Source organism: Streptomyces sp. NPDC002868 (assembly GCF_055563295.1).
In genome coordinates this window covers 105,303-122,998 of sequence record NZ_JBVHDR010000010.1, presented here as the reverse complement: position 1 = coordinate 122,998, position 17,696 = coordinate 105,303, and the positions used below count along the sequence as shown (strand labels likewise).

Genomic DNA, 17,696 nt, shown 5'->3' with positions numbered 1-17,696 from the left:
CCCCACACCGGCGACAGAGACCTCTCAGGGAGCTCCGAGCATCATGCGCACCAACGCACACTCCAAGCACCCGCACTCCGATGCCCCCGACACCGCGAACGCCTTCCGCAGGATGGCCGCTCTGCCCGACGGGCCCGAGCGTGACCACGTCCGTCAGGAAATCATCTGTGCCTGGTTGCCCATGGCGGGCCGGCTCGCCGGCCGCTTCCGCAACCGGGGAGAGAACATCGAAGACCTCAAGCAGGTCGCGGCTCTCGGCCTGGTCAAGGCTGTCGACGGCTACGACCCCGCACGCGGCAACGCCTTCGAGAGCTACGCCGTGCCGACCGTGGTGGGCGAGGTCAAGCGCCACTTCCGGGACCATATGTGGACCCTCCATGTGCCGCGCCGGGTCCAGGACCTGCGAAACCGGGTTCGGTTCGCCCGCCAGGACCTCGCCCAGACGATCCCCGGCCGCGCCCCCACCATCGCCGAGATCGCGGAGCACGCCGGAATGACGGAGGATGAGGTGCGCGTGGGGCTCGACGCGCTCGACAGCTTCACCGCTCTCTCCCTCGACGCCGAGCTGCCCGGCTCGGACGACGGCTACGCGCTGAGCGACACCCTCGGCACCGCCGACCCGGCGCTCGACGTGGTCGTCGACCGGGAAGCGGTCAAGCCGGGGCTGAGCCGACTGCCCGAACGCGAACAGCAGATCCTCTACCTGCGGTTCTTCCGCGACATGACACAGAGCAGCATCGCCGAGAGCCTCGGCATATCGCAGATGCACGTATCGCGGCTGATCAGCCGCTGCTGCGACCACCTGCGAGAACAGGTCATGCAGGACGCCGCGTAGCCGGGCGGGGTTTCCCGGCAAACAGGACGGGCAACCGCATCCCGGAAGGAGGAACTACGCCATGCCGCCCGCACCGGAATTCACAGCCGACCCCGCCTCAACAGCCCGTGAGCTGTCGAAATTCACCGAGCAGGCGATGCACTGCGCGAACGCGTGCTGCGGAGCCGTAGCCACCGTCGCGAACGGCAGCTCCGACCGTCGCTCGACGGCCACGCACCCGGATCTGACGGCGCTGCTCTCGGTGGAGCTGGCGTCGGGCGAGGGGCCTACGCCGAGCGCACTGGACGCGGGCGAGCCCGTGAGTGCTCAAGATCTGCTGACCGAGGACCGCTGGCCCGACTATCGCGCCGTCGCCCTCGATTCAGGCATCAGGTCCAGCGTGACGATGCCGTTCGGCCGGACCGAACTCGAGGTGACGCTCAGCCTGTACAGCTTCCAGCCCGGCGCGTTCATCCAGGTCTCCCACCAGCCCGTGTACATCCTCGGCGAACACTTCGCGGAGGGGCTGGTGCGCGACCACTACTACCGGGCCGCTCTCGCCGAGGTGGACCAACTGGAGAGCGCCCTGCGCTCACGCCCGGTCATCGACCAGGCGAGCGGCATTCTTATGCATGTCATGGGGTGCGGCCCCGCGGAGGCGTTCGGGATGCTCCGTCGTCTCTCACAGCGCAGCAACCGCAAGCTGGCGGAGGTTGCCGAAGCCGTCGTACGCAACATGGGGAACGGCCTCGAGAAGGAACTGCCCGGACTGGCCCCGCCCCCGTAGACTCAGTCGGCGGCCCTGCGACGGCGCTTCCCCAGTATCCATTTACGGAACGCTGCCAGCCGGGGATACCGTTCATGCTGCTCACGTGTGACACGGTCCAGCTCCTCCATCAGGCGCCGGGAGCGATGTTCCGTATCCAGCTCGTCCAGGATCCGGTCGATCTCGGTGAGCAGCGCGCCTTGCAGCTGCCACTGGCTGGGGTGCCGCTGAATGTCCCGGAGCAGCAGCTGCGCCACCTCCTCGCGTTTGACGGCCGCTGCGGCGAGCTCCCCGGCCAGCCGGGTTTCCGCTGCTTCGGCGCTCTCGCTCACCTGCGTGGTGACCAGGACCGCGAAGCTGACGAGGGTGTCCGCCACATGAGCGAGCAGTTCCTCGATGGCGACTGCCACCTCGTGCGGGAACAGGGCTTCCTCTTTGCGTTTCTTGGCGAGGTCGGTGAATGTCCTGGCCAGTACGCGCAGGACGACCGTGCAGATCTCGAGGGTGTCGAGTCCGGTACGCAGGACGACGCGGTGCAGCAGTCCTTCCTTGACCCGGGGGTTGAGACGGAGGCTGTCCTCAGCCTGACGGAGCGCCGCGTCGACGTCGGCGATGTCGTTGTCGAGACGACGCGCTTCGTGCAGATGGGCGGCTGCGCGCTCCACCGGGGTGGGGCTGCGCAGTTGCTCGCCGATGCTCAGCAGCAGTCGGCGCATTCGCCGGGCCAGGTCCTGGATGGAATCGCCGGCCGTGCCGACCCATACCGGGGGCACGAACAGGACGTTGAACAACAGGCCGACCACGGCGCCGATCAGCGTCTCCAGGACGCGGTCCCAGGCGGTGTCCCCCACCCGCGTCACTCCGAGGACGAGCATGGCGCTGATCGCGACCTCTGGAACGAACTCGCTCACGCGGACGATCCGTCCCACGATCAGGGAAGCCAGGATGATCAGGCCGAGGCTCCACCAGGTGAGTCCGACGAGCGCGCTGAAGCCGATGGCGAGCAGCACACCGGCGACGACGGAGTTCACCCGCCGGACGCCTGTGGTGAGCGTGGCGAAGAGGGTGACCTGGACGACGAGCAGGGCGGTCAAGGGGGCGGTGAGGGGAGCCGGTTCGCTGCTCAGCTGCAGGGCGACGACGTAGGAGATGGTCGCGGCCGCGGTGGAACGAACCGTCTGGGCGACGGCGGGCTCCCTGGCGAGCTGGGCCAGCCGCGCTCTTACTGAATCACGGACATCACGCACCCGTTGGTCCTTCCCGCTCGTCAGCAGGGCAGACCTGCCTGGCTGTGAGCGCGCCCGGGTCAGCGCCGCCTGGAAGTGCCGGTGGGGCTCCTGGCGGGCTGCGGGGTCGGCCGTACGCGACCGAGGTAGCGTTCCGCCGCAAGCATCGCTTCACGGGCCGTACGCTCGCCCATCAGCACACACAACGTATAGGCGGTGTCCTCGAAGCGCCTTCGGGCGATCGGGTCGTGCGGGGCGGCCAGAACGAGGTGTTCCTGGGCCCGGTAGCGGGCCATCACCCTTGCGATCACATCTGCGTCAGGCATCAACATCAGTGCCCTCCCGGAATGAGACCACCAGCAGGTAGTCGGGCCGGCACTCATTCTGATCCGCGGCGGTCACGTCCGCCATCCGTATGATTACTTTCAGTGACGAGGGCCTGCTCGGCCCTTGGGAGCAGCGGCCCCAGCGGCCTCAGGGTCAGTCCGATCCGCTCCTCCTGGTCCTCGCTCAGGTCGCCTTCGTCGACCCGGCGCAGCGCCTGGCGCTCCATGAGCCGGCGGAGCAGTTCCACCACGGTCAGGACGAGCTTCGCGAGGTCGCGTTCGACCGTGTCGGGGTCCAGGTCGGGCGGGATCGTCCTCCCACCAGTCGCGTACGTAGCGACGGATCCTGCGGTGACCGGTCAGCTCGCCCTGGGGGTCGAGAGTCACCTCGTAACTCGCAAGCAGGCTCGTCGTGTCGGGGATCCGGCTCAGTTCCACCACTTCGATCTCCAACGACCAGCCGGCGTCGGTCTCCGTGAACGTGTTCTGCGATGAATTGGCCGTGTCTCCTCGGCGCTGCGGCTAACACAGTTGAGCCGCTCCAAACCTCAACTCATGGCTCGGCGTGCCGATGGGCGCCCGGCAGGAGAGAGTGGAAGGGACTACCGCCAACGGTGCGGAGGGATGAGATGCGCCCCGTCGCTGCTCTGGAACGGATCGCGTTTTTGCTGGAGCGCGCCGGTGCGGAGAGCTATCGGGCACGTGCCTTCCGCAGCGCGGCCGCAGCCCTTGCGCAGATGGACGACGACGAGATCGCCCGGCGTGCGGCGGAGGGCTCGCTGGAGGCCGTCAAAGGTATCGGCCCGAAGACGGCGCAAGTCGTACGGGAGGCGCTGGCCGGCGATATGCCGCAGTACCTGCAGCGGCTGGAAGGCGAGGCGCCCCCTGTGCCGACGGAGGGCGGACAGCAGCTGCGTCAGCTGCTGCGCGGTGACTGTCATCTGCATTCTGACTGGTCGGACGGCGGCAGCTCCATCGAGGCGATGGGGCTTGCGGCGGCCGCGCTGGGGCACGAGTGGGCGGTGCTCACCGACCACTCGCCCCGGCTGACCGTCGCACGCGGCCTGTCCGCCGAGCGGCTGCGCGAGCAGTTGGACGTCGTGGCGGAGTTGAACCGGCAGTGGGCACCGTTCCGGCTGCTGACCGGCATCGAGTGCGACATTCTGGCGGACGGTTCGCTCGACCAGGAACCGGAGCTGCTCGACGAGCTGGATCTGGTGGTCGCCTCGGTCCACTCCGAACTGCGGATGAAATCAGCCGACATGACGCCGCGCCTGGTCGAGGCCGTACAGAACCCGCTGGCCGATGTGCTGGGGCACTGTACGGGGCGGCTGGTCACCGGCAAGGGGCGACCCGAGTCGCAGTTCGACGCGGAAGCGGTCTTCGCGGCCTGCGCCGCTCACGGCACCGCGGTGGAGATCAACAGTCGGCCCGAGCGGCTGGATCCCCCGCTGCGGCTGCTTCGACTCGCGGTGGCGGCCGGGGTCTTCTTCGCGATCGATACGGACGCCCACGCGCCGGGACAGCTCGAGTGGCAGATCTTCGGCTGCGCCCGGGCGGAGGCCTGCGAGGTGCCCCCTGAGCGGGTGATCAACACCTGGGGTGCAACGGACTTGCTCGCCTGGACGCAATCGCGCGACCGCCCGTACGTCTGACGGGCCACCCCAGCCGCGCCCGATATACGAGGGTAGAATCCGGTTCGCGATTGCACGGCCTCCCCGAGCTGGAGCAGTCATGATCATGCCCGAACAGGCGCCGCCCCCCGAGCCCCCGGCCGGGACTGATGACCTCTGTGCCGCGGTCGCGGAACTGACCGCCGAGGTCGCGGCCCTGCGAGGCGATCTCGCCCGCCGCCATCTGCTGGATCTGGCCGCCGGAATCCTGGTGGCCCAGCTCTCCACGCCGCCTCCCGACGCGGCAGAGCACCTGGCCCGGCTCGCCGACTCCACGGGGATCGGCCCCGAAGACCTCGCGGCCGACATCGTGAACGCCGCATCCGGCACCGTGGTGGCCCACACCCCGGACGAAACGGAATCACCTGCGGATACACGGCGCAGGCGCAGGGCGGAGACGGCGGCGGAGTCCTTCGACACGATCGACGAGGTCACCGAGGCGCTGCTGGAAAGCGGCCTGCGCCCGTTCGGCGCGGCGGCCCTGTTCCTGTGGCGCCGTACGACGACCGACTGCCTGCAGCTGGTCGGGCGCGCGGGCGTCTCCGCGCTGGAGGCGTCCCACTGGCGGTGGATCCCCCCGGAGGCCAAGGGCGCACTGCACCGCGTCCTGGCGCAGGGTTCGCCCGACTGGCTCCCTGCGGGTCCGCCGCCGGTCGAGCGGCTTCCGGGGCCCGCTCCGGACGCTGCCAGAGCCGTCCTGCCGCTCTGGAACCATGGATCGGTCACGGGCCTTGCCCTGATCGTCTGGCCAGGTCCCGCCGACCTCGACGACCCTGTGCGCCGTACGCTCACGGGCCTGATGGACACGGCCGCCCGGATGCTCGACGTGGGTCCCCAGGAGGCCGCCGCCGAGCCGCCGCTGCTCGGCCCGCTGCTCGACCTGCTGACCCATCCGGCCATGACTCTGCGCGCCGACCCCGGCACGTCCGTGCTGCGCGTCGAGCACCTCAACCCGGCGGCGCTGCAGTCCTCCGGGGGAGTTCACGGACCGGTGGGGCGGCCACTGGCCCAGGTGTTCCCGGCCGCCCACGCCAGTCTCGTACGTCTGGTGCAGAGCGCGCGGTCGGGCGCGACCCCGCAGCGTGCGGCGCGAATTCCCGCGGAGCTGCGTCCAGGCGGCCCCGACCCGCTGCTCGATGTACGCGTACTGCCGGTCGGGCCGGACCGCAGCATTGCGCTCTGGCACGGGGCAACGGATCCCGGCCTGGCTGTGGTGCGGGTCCTCGATCACCTCGAGAATCTGGGGTCCTTCGAGGACGATCTGGTCAGCGGCGAGTCCCGCTGGACGGACGAGACGTACACGATCTTCGGGCTGCCGCCAGGCACCGCGCCGATCCCGTTGCGGCTGCTGGGGCCGAGACTCCATCCCGAGGAGGCAGACGCTCTCGATGACCTGCTCGTCGCTCTGACCGAGCGCCGGGTGGGCGCGCAGACCGTCGTGCGGACGGTCCGGGACGACGGTGGGCTGCGTCATGTGCGCATCGCCGCCGAGCCGTTGCTGACGGGTGGTGTCCTCACCGGCATCACGGGCATCTATCAGGACGTCTCCGCGCAGCACCGCACGGAGCTCGCGCTCACCGCCGCGTTCGACCAGCTGACCGCCGCCCAGGCGCAGGCCGCGCTCCGCCACCAGGTCGTACTCCAGCTCCAGCGCGCGATTGTCCCGGAGGGGCCCGCGCTGGAGGGGCTGCCCGGTCTCCAGGTCGCGGCCCGCTACCGGCCGGCGGCCCAGGAATACCGCGTCGGTGGCGACTGGTACGACGTACTGCCGCTGCCCGACGGCCGGATCCTGCTGGCGGTGGGCGACATCGCCGGCCATGGCATCGAGTCCGCCACCGGCATGGTCTCGCTGCGCAACGCGCTGCACGGCCTGGCCTTCACGGGCAACTCCCCCGGCCGGCTCATGGAATGGCTGAACGACCTCGCGCTGCACATGGACGGCAAACCGACCGCGACTGCGGTCTGCGGCATCTACGAACCGGCGGACCGGTCCCTGTGCTGGGTGAGCGCCGGCCACCTGCCGCCACTGCTGTTGCGCGACGGGCGCGCCCAACTGCTCGACGCCCCGCACAACATCCTGCTGGGAGCTCTGCCGCGCGCCATTTATACGCAGACCATGACGCGGCTGCTTCCCGGGGACACGCTGCTGCTCTACACCGACGGGCTCGTCGAGCGCCGGCACGCGGGGCTGGACGAGAGTCTGGCCGTCCTGCGGCGCGCAGCCGAGCGATTGGCGCCCGGCGGCGTCGACGAGCAGGCGGACCGGCTGCTGAGTGTCGTCACCGGCGATACGGACGACGACACCAGCCTGGTCGTCCTGCGCGTGTCCTGAAGGCTCCCGCGTGTCCTGAAGGCTCCCGCGCGCGTCAATCGCCCAGCCATTTGTGGATTCTGGCGATCAGCTCGTCCGCGTCGACGGGCTTGGTGACGTAGTCGTTGGCTCCGACGGCCAGCGTCCTGGCCCGGTCGCCGGGCATCGCCTTGGCGGTCACCGCGATGATCGGGACCTTGGCGAAGCGTGGCATCTCCCTGATCGCGGCGGTGGCGGAGAGCCCGTCCATGCCGGGCATCATCACGTCCATCAGGATCAGCTCCACGTCGCCGTGCGCGGCGAGGAGCTCGATGCCGGCTTGGCCGTTGTCCGCCCGCAGGACGCGCATGCCCTCGCGCTCCAGGATCGCGGTGAGCGCGAAGACGTTCCGCTCGTCGTCGTCCACGATCAGCGCCACGCGCCCGGTCAGCGTCGGTTCCTGCGGACGGGGGCCGCCCTCCTGCCGCCGCCCACTGACGCTCGCGGCCTGTTCCTTCGGGCGGCCGACGCCGCCGACCGGCAGGTAGAGCGTGAAGCTGCTCCCCTCACCGATCCTGCTCGTCACCCCTATCTCGCCGCCGAGGAGTTGAGCCACTTCACGGCTGATGGACAGCCCCAGCCCCGTACCGCCGTAGCGCCGTCCTGTGGCCAGGTCGCCCTGCTGGAACGCTCCGAAGATCGTCTCCAAGTGCTGTTCGGCGATGCCGATTCCGGTGTCGGAGACTCTGAACGCGAGTGCGGGGTGGCCGCGCAGGGAATGCGCCAGCTCGTCGTCGTCGGCGTACTCGACGCGCAGCTCGACCCGTCCGTGCTCGGTGAACTTCATGGCGTTGGAGAGCAGATTGCGCAGCACCTGCCGCAGTCGCGCCTCGTCGGTGACGACGGCTTCCGGCATGTTCGGCGCCCTGACCACCTGGAACTGCAGGTCGCGTTCGCTCGCGAGGGGCCGGAAGGTGATCTCGACGTAGTCCAGCAGCCGGGACAAGTTGACAGGTTCCGTATGGACGTCCATCTTGCCCGCCTCGACCTTCGACAGGTCGAGGATCTCATTGATCAGCTGAAGCAGATCGGAACCCGCGGAGTGGATGACTTCGGCGTAGTCGACCTGCTTCTCCGTCAGGTTGCCCTCCGCGTTCTGGGCGAGGAGCTGGGCGAGGATCAGCAGGCTGTTGAGCGGTGTGCGCAGCTCGTGGCTCATGTTGGCCAGGAACTCCGACTTGTACATCGACGTACGCGAGAGCTGGAGTGCGCGGGCCTCAAGTTCCTGACGGGCGGCCTCGATCTCCAGGTTCTTGCCTTCGATGTCCCGGTTGCGCTCCACCAACAGCGCCGCTTTCTCCTCAAGTTCGGCGTTGGAACGCTGCAACTCCTCCTGGCGCGACTGGAGTTCCTGGGACCGGGTGCTCAGTTCGCTCGTCAGGCGCTGGGACTGCTCGAGCAGCTCGTCCGTACGGGCGCTGGCGATCAGCGATTTGACGATGACGCCGACCGTTTCGCTGAACCGGTCGAGGAAGTCCCGGTGGATGCCGGTGAAGGGCCGCAGCGCCGCGAGTTCCATGACTCCGAGCACCTGGCCTTCGACGACGATCGGCAGCACGATCAGGGTCGTGGGCTCGGCCGAGCCGATACCGGAGGACATCGTCGCGTATCCGGGCGGCAGACCGTCGACGGTGAGCGTACGCCTGCTGCGCGCCGCCTGGCCGACCAGCGACTGTCCGAGCCGGAAGCGGCGCGGGGGCTTGTCCGGGCCGCCGGGGCCGCCGTACGAAGCCATCATGACGAGCTCGGTGTCGCGCCCGTCGGGCGTCTCCTGAGCAAGGAAGAAAGCGGCGTAGGGCGCGGAGACCAGCCGCGGCACCTCGTCCATGATCAGCTCAGCGACCGCGGAGAGGTTGCGGCTGTCCTGCATCGATGAGGAGAGACGAGCCAGATTGGTCTTGAGCCAGTCCTGCTCCTCATTGGCGCGGGTGGTCGCGCGCAGTGACTCGACCATGGCGTTGATGTTGTCCTTGAGGTCACCGACCTCGCCCGGCGCCTCCACCGTGATGGAACGGGTCAGGTCACCCTCGGCGACGGCGCTGGTCACCTCGGCGATGGCGCGCACCTGCCGGGTGAGGTTTCCGGCCAGTTCGTTCACATTCTCGGTGAGCCGCTTCCAGGTGCCGGAGACACCTTCCACCTCGGCCTGGCCGCCCAGCCGGCCCTCGCTGCCGACCTCGCGGGCCACCCTGGTGACCTCGGCGGCGAACGACGACAGCTGGTCGACCATGGTGTTGATGGTGGTCTTCAGCGTGAGAATCTCACCGCGCGCGTCGACATCGATCTTGCGGGTCAGATCACCCTCCGCGACGGCCGTGGTGACCTGGGCGATGTTACGTACCTGATTGGTCAGGTTGTTCGCCATGGAGTTGACGTTGTCGGTGAGGTCCTTCCAGGTACCCGAGACGCCCCGTACCGTCGCCTGACCGCCGAGGTTTCCTTCCGTGCCGACCTCGCGGGCGACGCGGGTGACCTCCTCCGCCATGGTGGACAGCCGCTCCACCATCGTGTTGATGGTCTCCTTCAGCTCCAGGATCTCCCCGCGGGCGTCGACTCTGATCTTCTGGTCGAGATCACCCCGCGCGACCGCGGAGGCGACCTGGGATATCGAGCGGACCTGTGAGGTGAGGTTGTCGGCCATCGTGTTGACGCCGGTGGTGAGCTCCAGCCATACGCCGCTGACCTGGGGGACGCGCGCGTGGCCGCCGAGCCGCCCTTCGCCGCCGACTTCGCTGGCGACCCGGGTGACCTGGGACGTGACCAGGGACAATTGGTCGACCATCCCGTTGTAGACAGCCGCGATCTCGCCGAGGAGCTCCGCCTCGTCGTCCGGCAGCCGGTGGGAGAAGTCGCCGTCACGTACTGCTGTGAGCCCCGCGAGCAGTTTCCGGAGCCCTTCTTCGCTCAGTTCCGCCGATGGGCGACCGAGCCGTTCACCGGAGGTGTGCGCAGAATCCATCGCTGACCTCGCCTGCTGCGACCGACGACACGTCCACTCTCGCACGTGGGGGTGTGAGGGACACCCCGGAGCCAGCCGCTCCCATAGGGGCATAAAGCATCAAAACGCGCCATTCGGGTAAATATTCAAGAGGTGCTCACACGACGATCACCCAGCAGCGTCGAAGGAGCCTCATGTCCAGCCTCTCGCGCACCCGCGATTCCGCCGTCTCCGCCGTCTCCGCCGTCTCCGCCGCGCCCGCCCCACGCCCGCCGGCGCTTCTCGACCTTCCGGAGATCCCGGACCCACGGACGATCGGCACCATGGACGCGCGGGCACTCTCCGTATCGCTGTTCCAGCGGCTCGCATCACTGGAGGAGGGCACACCGGAGTACGCGTATGTGCGCAACACCCTGGTCGAGCTCAACCTCAGCCTCGTCAAGTTCGCCGCGACCCGGTTCTCGCACCGCAGCGAGTCGATGGAGGACATCCTCCAGGTCGGCACGATCGGCCTGATCAAGGCCATCAACCGCTTCGACGTCGAGCGTGAGGTCGAGTTCGTCTCCTTCGCGCTCCCGACCATCGAGGGTGAGATCAAGCGCTTCTTCCGGGATGCCAGCTGGGCTGTGCGGGTGCCGCGACGGTTGCAGGAGCTGCGCATCGGCATCGCCCGGGCGTCGGACACACTCGAGCAGCGGCTGGGTCACCCGCCGACGGATGCCGAGCTCGCCGTCCACCTGGGCGTCGACGAGGCGGAGGTGCGGGAGGGCCGGCAGGCGGCGAACGGCTACAGCGCCCATTCGCTGGACGCGCCGCTCGAGGACGACCAGGCCCCGGGCCCGGCGCAACGGTGCCTCGGCCAGGACGAGCATGCCTTCGACACGGTGGAATGCATCGCGGCACTGAAGCCGGTGGTCGCCACTCTTTCCGAGCGGGACCGGCTGATTCTGTCCCTGCGGTTCGTCGAGGACCTGACGCAGCGTGAGATCGGTGAGCGGCTGGGCATCTCGCAGATGCATGTCTCGCGGCTGCTGGCCCACGTCCTGACGCTGATGCGCGAGGCCCTGCTGCTGGACGACGGTGACGGTTGAGACGGTCAGCGGGTAGCTCTACCGCTCGCTACTGCTGCCGAGTCCCCTGCAAACGGGCCGGCGCTGCCACCTCCACCCACACCGCCTTCCCGGTCCCACGAGGTACGGAGCCCCAGCTCCGGGCGAGCCTGTCCAGGACCACCAGACCATGACCGCCTGGCACAGCCGCGGCGAACGGGCGCGGCCGCGGGTGAACCGGGCTGTCGTCGGTGACCTCGATCCTCAGCCGGTCAGGTGAGCAGTGCAGCATGAGTTCCTGAGGTCCGTGGGCGTGCAGGCAGGCGTTGGTGACGACTTCGGACACCAGCAGAAGCACATCCTCGACGACCGCCTGGCCGTCCTCGTCCGCGGCGGGAATCCATTCCCAGTCGATCAAGGCGTCCCGGCTGAAGTCTCGGCAGCGCCCTACGACACCCTCGGTGCCGTACAGGACGAGTCGGCGGGTCTGCCCCCGCGACGGGAGGACGACACTCACGACCTCCTCCTCCACTCTCTGTGAACGGTCCTACCTCTGTGAACTCTCCGCCAAAGCCTCGTCGAGACTCGCGTGCATACGGAAGACGGCGCCCGCGCCAGTGATCTCAAACATGCGGGCAACCGGCGGTTGCAGGGCGACAAGTTCCAGTCGAACGCCCGCCTCACGTCCGGCGAGTCGACTGTGCAGCAGAGCATTCAGCCCGGTCGAGTCGCAGAACCGCAGGTCCGAGCAGTCGGCCAGAATCCGGCCCGCCCCGGACGCCAAGCCGTCGGCAAGGGCTTCGCGCAGCGCCTCGACCGAATCATGGTCGAGCTCACCCGCGAGTGTCAGCACAAAAGCATCCTGAGCCGGCATCTGCCGGACGGCGACCATGAGGCGCCTCTTGGCTGCGTCGGCACGTCCAGCCACGACGCACCACCTTCTTTCCGCGCATGTTCCCCTGGCGGCGGGGCTGTGCGATGGCCCTCTTTTGGGACGGGTGCCCGGAATACGCCGTTCTATTCCGTGGCCTCCATGGGCGGCAGTCTGTCGAGGAGGCGCTGGACAGCGCCGCAATGCGACCTGTTCGGCGACGGGGTCTTCCCGTTGCAGGTCGCCATCGGCCTCGACGAGGCACCGGCACACCCTGGACCTGGTCTTCCACGACGCCACCTGAAGAGCCGAGCCGCTCCCGCGGCGCAGTTCGCAGGCGGCGCGGTCCTGCGCCAACAGTCAGGGCCCGAAAGTGATCCACATCACTTCTTGCTGTGACCCGTGATGTTTTGGCGGCGGGGCGCGCTGGGTACTGCAGGCCGCCCACGTGACGGGCGTGCCGCAAGTGAACTTTTCGGAGAGGTGGGGCACTTGAGCCCGCGTACGTCGCATGCGTACAGACCACTGAGCATGAAGCGCCGAGTCTGGCTGACCGTGGGCGCTGTGGTCCTCGGCGGGGCGGGGGTGGTCACCATAGCCACCGCCAACCCGTCCGATGCGCCCAAGAAGCCGCACCAGGAGGAGCGGGCGGCCAAGCTGCGCACGCTCGAGCTCGCCAAGGGCGGAGCCACGAAGAGGGAGCTGCCGAACACCGACACCGAGCCGTTCTCCCTCGTCGGCATCGGCTGGGACAGCTCGGCCGCCGAGGTCGAGGGCACGGCCCGGGTGCGTACGCGCAGCGCCGAGACGGGCAAGTGGTCCGGCTGGCAGGCGCTGGACCTGGAGGCACACCGGCCCGAGGGCGCCGAGGGCGCCGACCGCGGAGCGTCCGAGCCGCTGTGGGTCGGACCGTCCACCGCCGTGCAGGTACGCGTCGACTCGGGCAAGGCGCTGCCCAAGGACCTGAAGCTGCACATGGTCGACCCGGGCGTCAGCAAGGCCGAGGCCAAGAACCCGGCCGCGCCGCTCATGGACAACGCCGCGTTCGCGGAGGAGACCCCGTCCGCCTCCCCTACCGATCCGGTCACCCCGACGGACCCGGCGTCGCCGACCGACCCTGTGACTCCGACGGACTCCGCGGCCCCGACCGAGACGGTCTCGCCGACGAGCATTCCGACTGAGACGGCAAGCCCCACAGCGACACCCACCGAGACGCCGGCCCCGACGCCCACCAAGCCGACCGCGCCGCCCTCGACCGTGAAGCAGCCGCCGATCGTCAACCGCGCCCAGTGGGGCGCCGACGAGTCGATGGTCGACGACCCCGCCGAGTACATCGACAAGGTGCAGGCGGTCTTCATCCACCACACCGTCGGCTCGAACAACTACAGCTGCGCCGAGTCGGCCGCACTGGTCCGCGGCATCATGACGTACCACGTCAAGACCGAGGGCTGGAACGACCTCGGCTACAACTTCCTGGTCGACAAGTGCGGCCAGATCTTCGAGGGCCGCGGCGGCGGGGTCGACCTGCCGGTCAAGGGCGCGCACACCTACGGCTTCAACAGCTACTCCACCGGCATCGCCCTGCTTGGTGACTTCGAGGGCGACGCCGCGACGAGCAAGCCGGCCGGGAAGCCGACCCCCGCCGCGCTGCAGTCGGCAGCCCGCGTCGCCGCCTGGAAGCTCGGCCAGTACGGCGGCAACCCCAAGGGCACGGTGACGCTGACCGCCCAGGGCAACACCGGGAAGTACACCGAGGGCCAGCAGGCCACGCTGAACACCGTCTCCGGTCACCGCGACGGCTTCGCCACCGCGTGCCCCGGCAAGAACCTGTACGCCAAGCTCTCCTCGATCCGTGACTTCGCGGCCGGTCCCGGCCGCAACTCCGCGATCCCGACCACCGACTTCAACCGGGACGGCATCACCGATCTGGTCGCCGGCCTGCCGCGGGTCGCGAGCGGCGACGGCTCGGTCACGGTCCTGCCCGGCACTGTCAACGGCCCGACCGACGCCGGGAAGCGAACTCTCAACCAGGAGAGCGCGGGCGTTCCCGGCCGTTCCGAGAGCGGTGACGCCTTCGGCGCCTCCTCTGCGTACGCAGACGTCAACGGCGACGGCTACGCCGACCTGGTCATCGGCGTCCCGGGCGAGAACGAACTGGCGTCACAGGTCGACACCGGCTCCGTCAGCGTCCTGTACGGCCCGGCGCTCAACAGCGGCAAGGCGTACTGGACCGATGCCGCCGTCCGTACCAACGGCGAGAAGCTGGGCACCACGGTCGCCGCAGGCGACTTCAACGCCGACGGCAAGGCGGACGTCTTCTCCGTCGCTCCGGGTGTGCCGGGCCGCTGGTGGGCGTACGACTCCGCGACCGGCGCGTCCCAGTCCGGCCTGCTGAACACCGCCGCGTACACCGGGGCCGTCGCCTACGCCTCGGCCGCCACCGGTGACTTCAACAAGGACGGCTACGCCGACGTCGCGGTCAACTTCCGTGACCCGGCCGGGATTTCGCGACTGCTGTGGCTGAAAGGCTCCGCGTCCGGCCTGCAGCGGGTCGGGATCCTCGACGCGCGGGGCGGCCGTGCCCTCGCGGCCGGCGACATCAACGGCGACGGATACACCGACCTCGCCGTCGGACAGCCCTCGGCCACCGAGTCCGGCACGACGGCCAAGGGCGGCGCGGTGACGGTGGTTCTCGGCTCGGCCACCGGCTTGACCTCCACCGGCCGGATCACCCTTCACCAGGACTCCGCCAGTGTCCCGGAGGCGGGCGAGACCGGTGACGACATGGGTGCCGCCGTCTCCGTAGGTGATCTCAACCTCGACGGGTACGCGGACATTCTGACCGGCGTGCCGGGCGAGGACATCACGCGCAATGCGGTCACTCGCGCGGACGCGGGCATGGTGATCCTGCTGCGCGGCTCGGCCACAGGCCCGACCGGCACCGGCTCGTTCGCCTATACGCAGGACACCACCGGGATCCCCGGTGACGCCGAGGCCGGCGACCGCCTCGGCTCATCCGTCTCGCTGACCGACCTGTCCGGCTACACACGGGCGGACCTGGCCATCGGCGCGGACGGCGAGGATGCGAACAACGGCACGATCCTTCAGATCGACAACAGCAGCACGTCCGGCGTGATCCCTTCGTCGGGTGTGTACTACGGCACCGCGGCGCTGGGCGCGCCCGCGGGCGTCCGCATCGGCCAGGTGCTGACGCCGTAACCGACCGACGTCGGCCGGCTGCGTGGCCCAGGCCCCCGGGGCCCGGTCCGCGCGGCCGGCCGGCTCTTCGCGCTCAAGGGCTGCGCGTTCAGGGACTGCGCGCTCAAGGACTGGATGAGGCGACCCGCGATGAATGAACGTGAACTGCTGGCGGCAGTAGACCACTTGACCCATCGGGACCCGGGGAAGCTGGAATGCGGTGAGCCCGGGCATGCGGCGGGCCATATGTGTCTGAACGCTTCCGGCTCACCACGTCTGCCCGGCCTTCTCGACGCGGTGAGCGAGCGGTACGGCCGGCCGCGCCCGCTCGTCAGGCGCGGGCACAGTGCGCCGACGCTCACCGAGAGAACCGGACTGCCGCTCCTTGCCCCCTTCGGGGAGCACGTGAGAGAGATGTACGCATGGGCGTACGGCAGCCGGTGGATCGGTTGCGGCATCGTTGCCGCCGACAACGGCATACGGCCCGTGGTTCTCGTCGCGCATCGGGCCGCCCCGGCACTCGAGGAGCTTCCGGAGGACGCCACCTGGGTCGACCGCGTCGTCTTCGTCACGGGCCAGGACCGGGAACTGACGCACACGGTCGGCTGGGAGACGGCCGAGGCGTGGCTGGGTATCGGTCTGCCCGGCGACTACAAGCAGCTGGTTCAGATCTTCGGGTGCGGCTCCTTCGACGGCTGTCTCGACATGTTCCTCCCCAATGGTCCGTCCGGGTGCCTCGACATCGTCGAGCATGCTCTGTCGATGGCCTCATGGGACAGCGAGGACGGCGACAGCATGTGGGCGCCGCACCGGTTGTTCCCTGCCCCGGGCGGGCTCCTGCAGTGGGCGGGAAGCGAGCGGGAGGACTCGTTCTACTGGCTGACGGAAGGGGCGGACCCCGATCGCTGGCCCATCCTGGTGACGAAGGACGACTACAGCGACTGGATCCGGTTCGACGGCTCGACCGCGGAGTTCATCTTCCGCATGCTCACCGACCGGCGGCACCCGTGCTCGACCGCCCGGCACTTCGACGCACACTGGTTCATGAGCTACGGGCAGTGAGGGACACCGCCTACTGCTTGCCCGGCGGCTTCTTCGTCGGAGCGGCTCCATTGCCCGAACCGCCCTGCTGCTCCGCGGGCGGCGCGTCGTTCCTGCCGCCCTCGCCCTTGGACGGGCGGGCCTGCGGCGACGCCTTGACAGGCTGCTCGCTCAACAGCCGCGCACAGTACGCCGCCACCGCGTCCGGGCCGCCCGCCGCATCCTCGAGCCGCTGCCAGGCGGTGCCGTCCAGCGCTGCGCCCCGCCCCTCCTTCGACTCGTAGGCGCGGCAGTGCGCCAGATCGTCCTTCGCCGTCGGCGGTCGCTCACCGGGGGTGCGAGCGCCGGGTCCGCTCGTCGACGGGGGCTCCGGCTCCCCCGGATTCTCCGCGTTGCGTGACGAGGCACTCGGCGTCGGCCCCGGCTTGAGCGGCGGCTCGCCGAACGGCGTCGGGATCGCGCCCGCTGCCATCGCCACCCCGCCCAGCATGGCTCCCGCGACGAGAGCGCCGATGCCCACCTTGATCCGCCGAGTTCCTACGCCCGGACTCTTCGGGCGCCAGTCGTCCTCGGGTCGCGTGAGTGCGGCCGGCGCGCCCTCGTCATGCGCAGCCCGGAATGCGGCCACAGCCCGCACCTCGCCTTCCGCCGGGGAGGGCATGGGACGCGCGGCGGCAGCCAGCAAGTCCTCGAGCGTCGGCGTCTGCTGCTCGGGGTTCATGGCACCTCGGGGTCGGTTCTCGGTCATCTCCCCTCTCCCAGCGCACGAGAGTCGGAATCTGTCACACGCATGGGCTGAAGCGCAGCGAGGTGTTTCTCCAGCCGCCTCAGCCCGCGGTGCGTGGCGGAGCGTACCGCTCCCGGCCGCTTGCCCAGCACCCGTGCGGCCGACGCCCCGTCGAGGCCGATAACCGTCTGCAGGAGCACCGCTTCCGCCTGCTGCCGGGGCAGCTTCGCGATCAATGCGAGGGCCTGCTCGGTGGAGATGGATTCGAATGCCTCGCCGGCCGTGTCCTGCTTGGCCGGCAGCTCGGCCAGTTCGCTCTCGAAGAGCGTGGCCCGAGGGCGGCTCTTCAGCCGACGCAGATGGTCGATGGCACGGTTGCGCGCGATGCTCGCGGTCCACCCCCGGAACCCCGCTCCATCTCCACGGAACCGCCCCAGATCACGGGCGATCTCGAGCCATGCCTCGGACGCCACGTCCTCGGCGTCGTCCCCGACCAGACCACGCAAAAAGCCGAGGAGAGGGGGATGCACCAGCCGGTAGGCGGCGGCAAAGGCGCCCTCGTCCCCCTCCTGCGCCCGCTCGACCGCCTCACCCAGCTCTCCGTCGTACGTCTGTGCACGGCGGCCGCCCCCAAGCTTGCCCACTCGTTCCTCTTCATCGTGCTGACACGGCACGCCTGTGCCGACGTCCCCCATAGATCACTGCGCCAGGAATCAC

14 protein-coding genes and 2 pseudogenes are annotated in these 17,696 nt (G+C 69.4%); 7 read left to right on the top strand and 9 right to left on the bottom strand.

Annotation, left to right across the window (positions count from 1 at the left end; all coding sequences use genetic code 11):
• Window positions 1-43 precede the first annotated feature (43 nt).
• Both ACZ3H8_RS27575 and ACZ3H8_RS27570 read left to right on the top strand, forming a co-directional pair.
• Window positions 44-835 (top strand): RNA polymerase sigma factor SigF, encoded by a 792-nt coding sequence (locus ACZ3H8_RS27575; RefSeq protein WP_467406354.1) that lies wholly within the window; start codon window positions 44-46, stop codon window positions 833-835.
• A 61-nt stretch (window positions 836-896) separates the two neighbouring features.
• Window positions 897-1,601: an ANTAR domain-containing response regulator gene (locus tag ACZ3H8_RS27570; protein ID WP_467406352.1), complete on the top strand. Its 705-nt coding sequence runs from the start codon at window positions 897-899 to the stop codon at window positions 1,599-1,601.
• 2 nt (window positions 1,602-1,603) lie between these two features.
• Here ACZ3H8_RS27570 and ACZ3H8_RS27565 read toward each other — a convergent pair whose 3' ends face one another.
• The 4 genes and pseudogenes from ACZ3H8_RS27565 to gvpO form a co-directional block, all read right to left on the bottom strand.
• The gene (locus ACZ3H8_RS27565; protein WP_467406350.1) at window positions 1,604-2,827 is read right to left on the bottom strand and encodes an FUSC family protein; all 1,224 of its coding nucleotides are present in this window, start codon (window positions 2,825-2,827) and stop codon (window positions 1,604-1,606) included.
• A 59-nt stretch (window positions 2,828-2,886) separates the two neighbouring features.
• Complete coding sequence (locus tag ACZ3H8_RS27560) at window positions 2,887-3,132, bottom strand: DUF5133 domain-containing protein (RefSeq protein ID WP_467406348.1); 246 nt, start codon at window positions 3,130-3,132, stop codon at window positions 2,887-2,889.
• A gap of 122 nt (window positions 3,133-3,254) precedes the next feature.
• Window positions 3,255-3,443, bottom strand: a pseudogene (locus ACZ3H8_RS27555) (gas vesicle protein K); the annotation flags it as partial.
• Window positions 3,444-3,471: 28 nt separating this feature from the next.
• Window positions 3,472-3,606: pseudogene (gene gvpO, locus ACZ3H8_RS27550) on the bottom strand (gas vesicle protein GvpO); the annotation flags it as partial.
• 155 nt (window positions 3,607-3,761) lie between these two features.
• Between gvpO and ACZ3H8_RS27545 the strand changes: the two are divergent.
• Together ACZ3H8_RS27545 and ACZ3H8_RS27540 are read left to right on the top strand one after the other, a co-directional pair.
• Entirely contained in the window at window positions 3,762-4,787 is a 1,026-nt protein-coding gene (locus tag ACZ3H8_RS27545; RefSeq protein ID WP_467406347.1) for a PHP domain-containing protein, read from the top strand.
• A 79-nt stretch (window positions 4,788-4,866) separates the two neighbouring features.
• A complete protein-coding gene (locus tag ACZ3H8_RS27540; protein WP_467406345.1) occupies window positions 4,867-7,137 on the top strand; it encodes a SpoIIE family protein phosphatase in 2,271 nt (756 codons plus the stop codon).
• Between the two features lie 34 nt (window positions 7,138-7,171).
• On the opposite strand, the gene ACZ3H8_RS27535 is transcribed toward ACZ3H8_RS27540, so the two are convergent.
• Entirely contained in the window at window positions 7,172-10,114 is a 2,943-nt protein-coding gene (locus ACZ3H8_RS27535) for a hybrid sensor histidine kinase/response regulator (RefSeq protein WP_467406343.1), read from the bottom strand.
• 173 nt (window positions 10,115-10,287) lie between these two features.
• On the opposite strand from ACZ3H8_RS27535, the gene ACZ3H8_RS27530 reads away from it, so the two are divergent.
• Window positions 10,288-11,184, top strand: a complete 897-nt coding sequence (locus ACZ3H8_RS27530) for a SigB/SigF/SigG family RNA polymerase sigma factor (protein ID WP_467406341.1) — start codon at window positions 10,288-10,290, stop codon at window positions 11,182-11,184.
• 28 nt (window positions 11,185-11,212) lie between these two features.
• On the opposite strand, the gene ACZ3H8_RS27525 is transcribed toward ACZ3H8_RS27530, so the two are convergent.
• Both ACZ3H8_RS27525 and ACZ3H8_RS27520 read right to left on the bottom strand, forming a co-directional pair.
• The gene (locus tag ACZ3H8_RS27525) at window positions 11,213-11,659 is read right to left on the bottom strand and encodes an ATP-binding protein (protein WP_467406339.1); all 447 of its coding nucleotides are present in this window, start codon (window positions 11,657-11,659) and stop codon (window positions 11,213-11,215) included.
• Between the two features lie 30 nt (window positions 11,660-11,689).
• Window positions 11,690-12,034 (bottom strand): STAS domain-containing protein, encoded by a 345-nt coding sequence (locus tag ACZ3H8_RS27520; RefSeq protein WP_467406337.1) that lies wholly within the window; start codon window positions 12,032-12,034, stop codon window positions 11,690-11,692.
• A 510-nt stretch (window positions 12,035-12,544) separates the two neighbouring features.
• Here ACZ3H8_RS27520 and ACZ3H8_RS27515 point away from each other — a divergent pair.
• Entirely contained in the window at window positions 12,545-15,232 is a 2,688-nt protein-coding gene (locus tag ACZ3H8_RS27515; RefSeq protein WP_467406334.1) for an FG-GAP-like repeat-containing protein, read from the top strand.
• A 129-nt stretch (window positions 15,233-15,361) separates the two neighbouring features.
• Complete coding sequence (locus ACZ3H8_RS27510) at window positions 15,362-16,273, top strand: hypothetical protein (protein ID WP_467406332.1); 912 nt, start codon at window positions 15,362-15,364, stop codon at window positions 16,271-16,273.
• Window positions 16,274-16,283: 10 nt separating this feature from the next.
• Here ACZ3H8_RS27510 and ACZ3H8_RS27505 read toward each other — a convergent pair whose 3' ends face one another.
• Together ACZ3H8_RS27505 and ACZ3H8_RS27500 are read right to left on the bottom strand one after the other, a co-directional pair.
• Window positions 16,284-17,000 carry a hypothetical protein gene (locus ACZ3H8_RS27505; protein WP_467406329.1) on the bottom strand — a complete coding sequence of 239 codons (717 nt, stop codon included), beginning with the start codon at window positions 16,998-17,000 and terminating at the stop codon, window positions 16,284-16,286.
• Window positions 16,997-17,623 (bottom strand): RNA polymerase sigma factor, encoded by a 627-nt coding sequence (locus tag ACZ3H8_RS27500; protein ID WP_467406327.1) that lies wholly within the window; start codon window positions 17,621-17,623, stop codon window positions 16,997-16,999. Before ACZ3H8_RS27500 ends, ACZ3H8_RS27505 begins: the two co-directional genes overlap by 4 nt.
• Window positions 17,624-17,696: the final 73 nt, after the last annotated feature.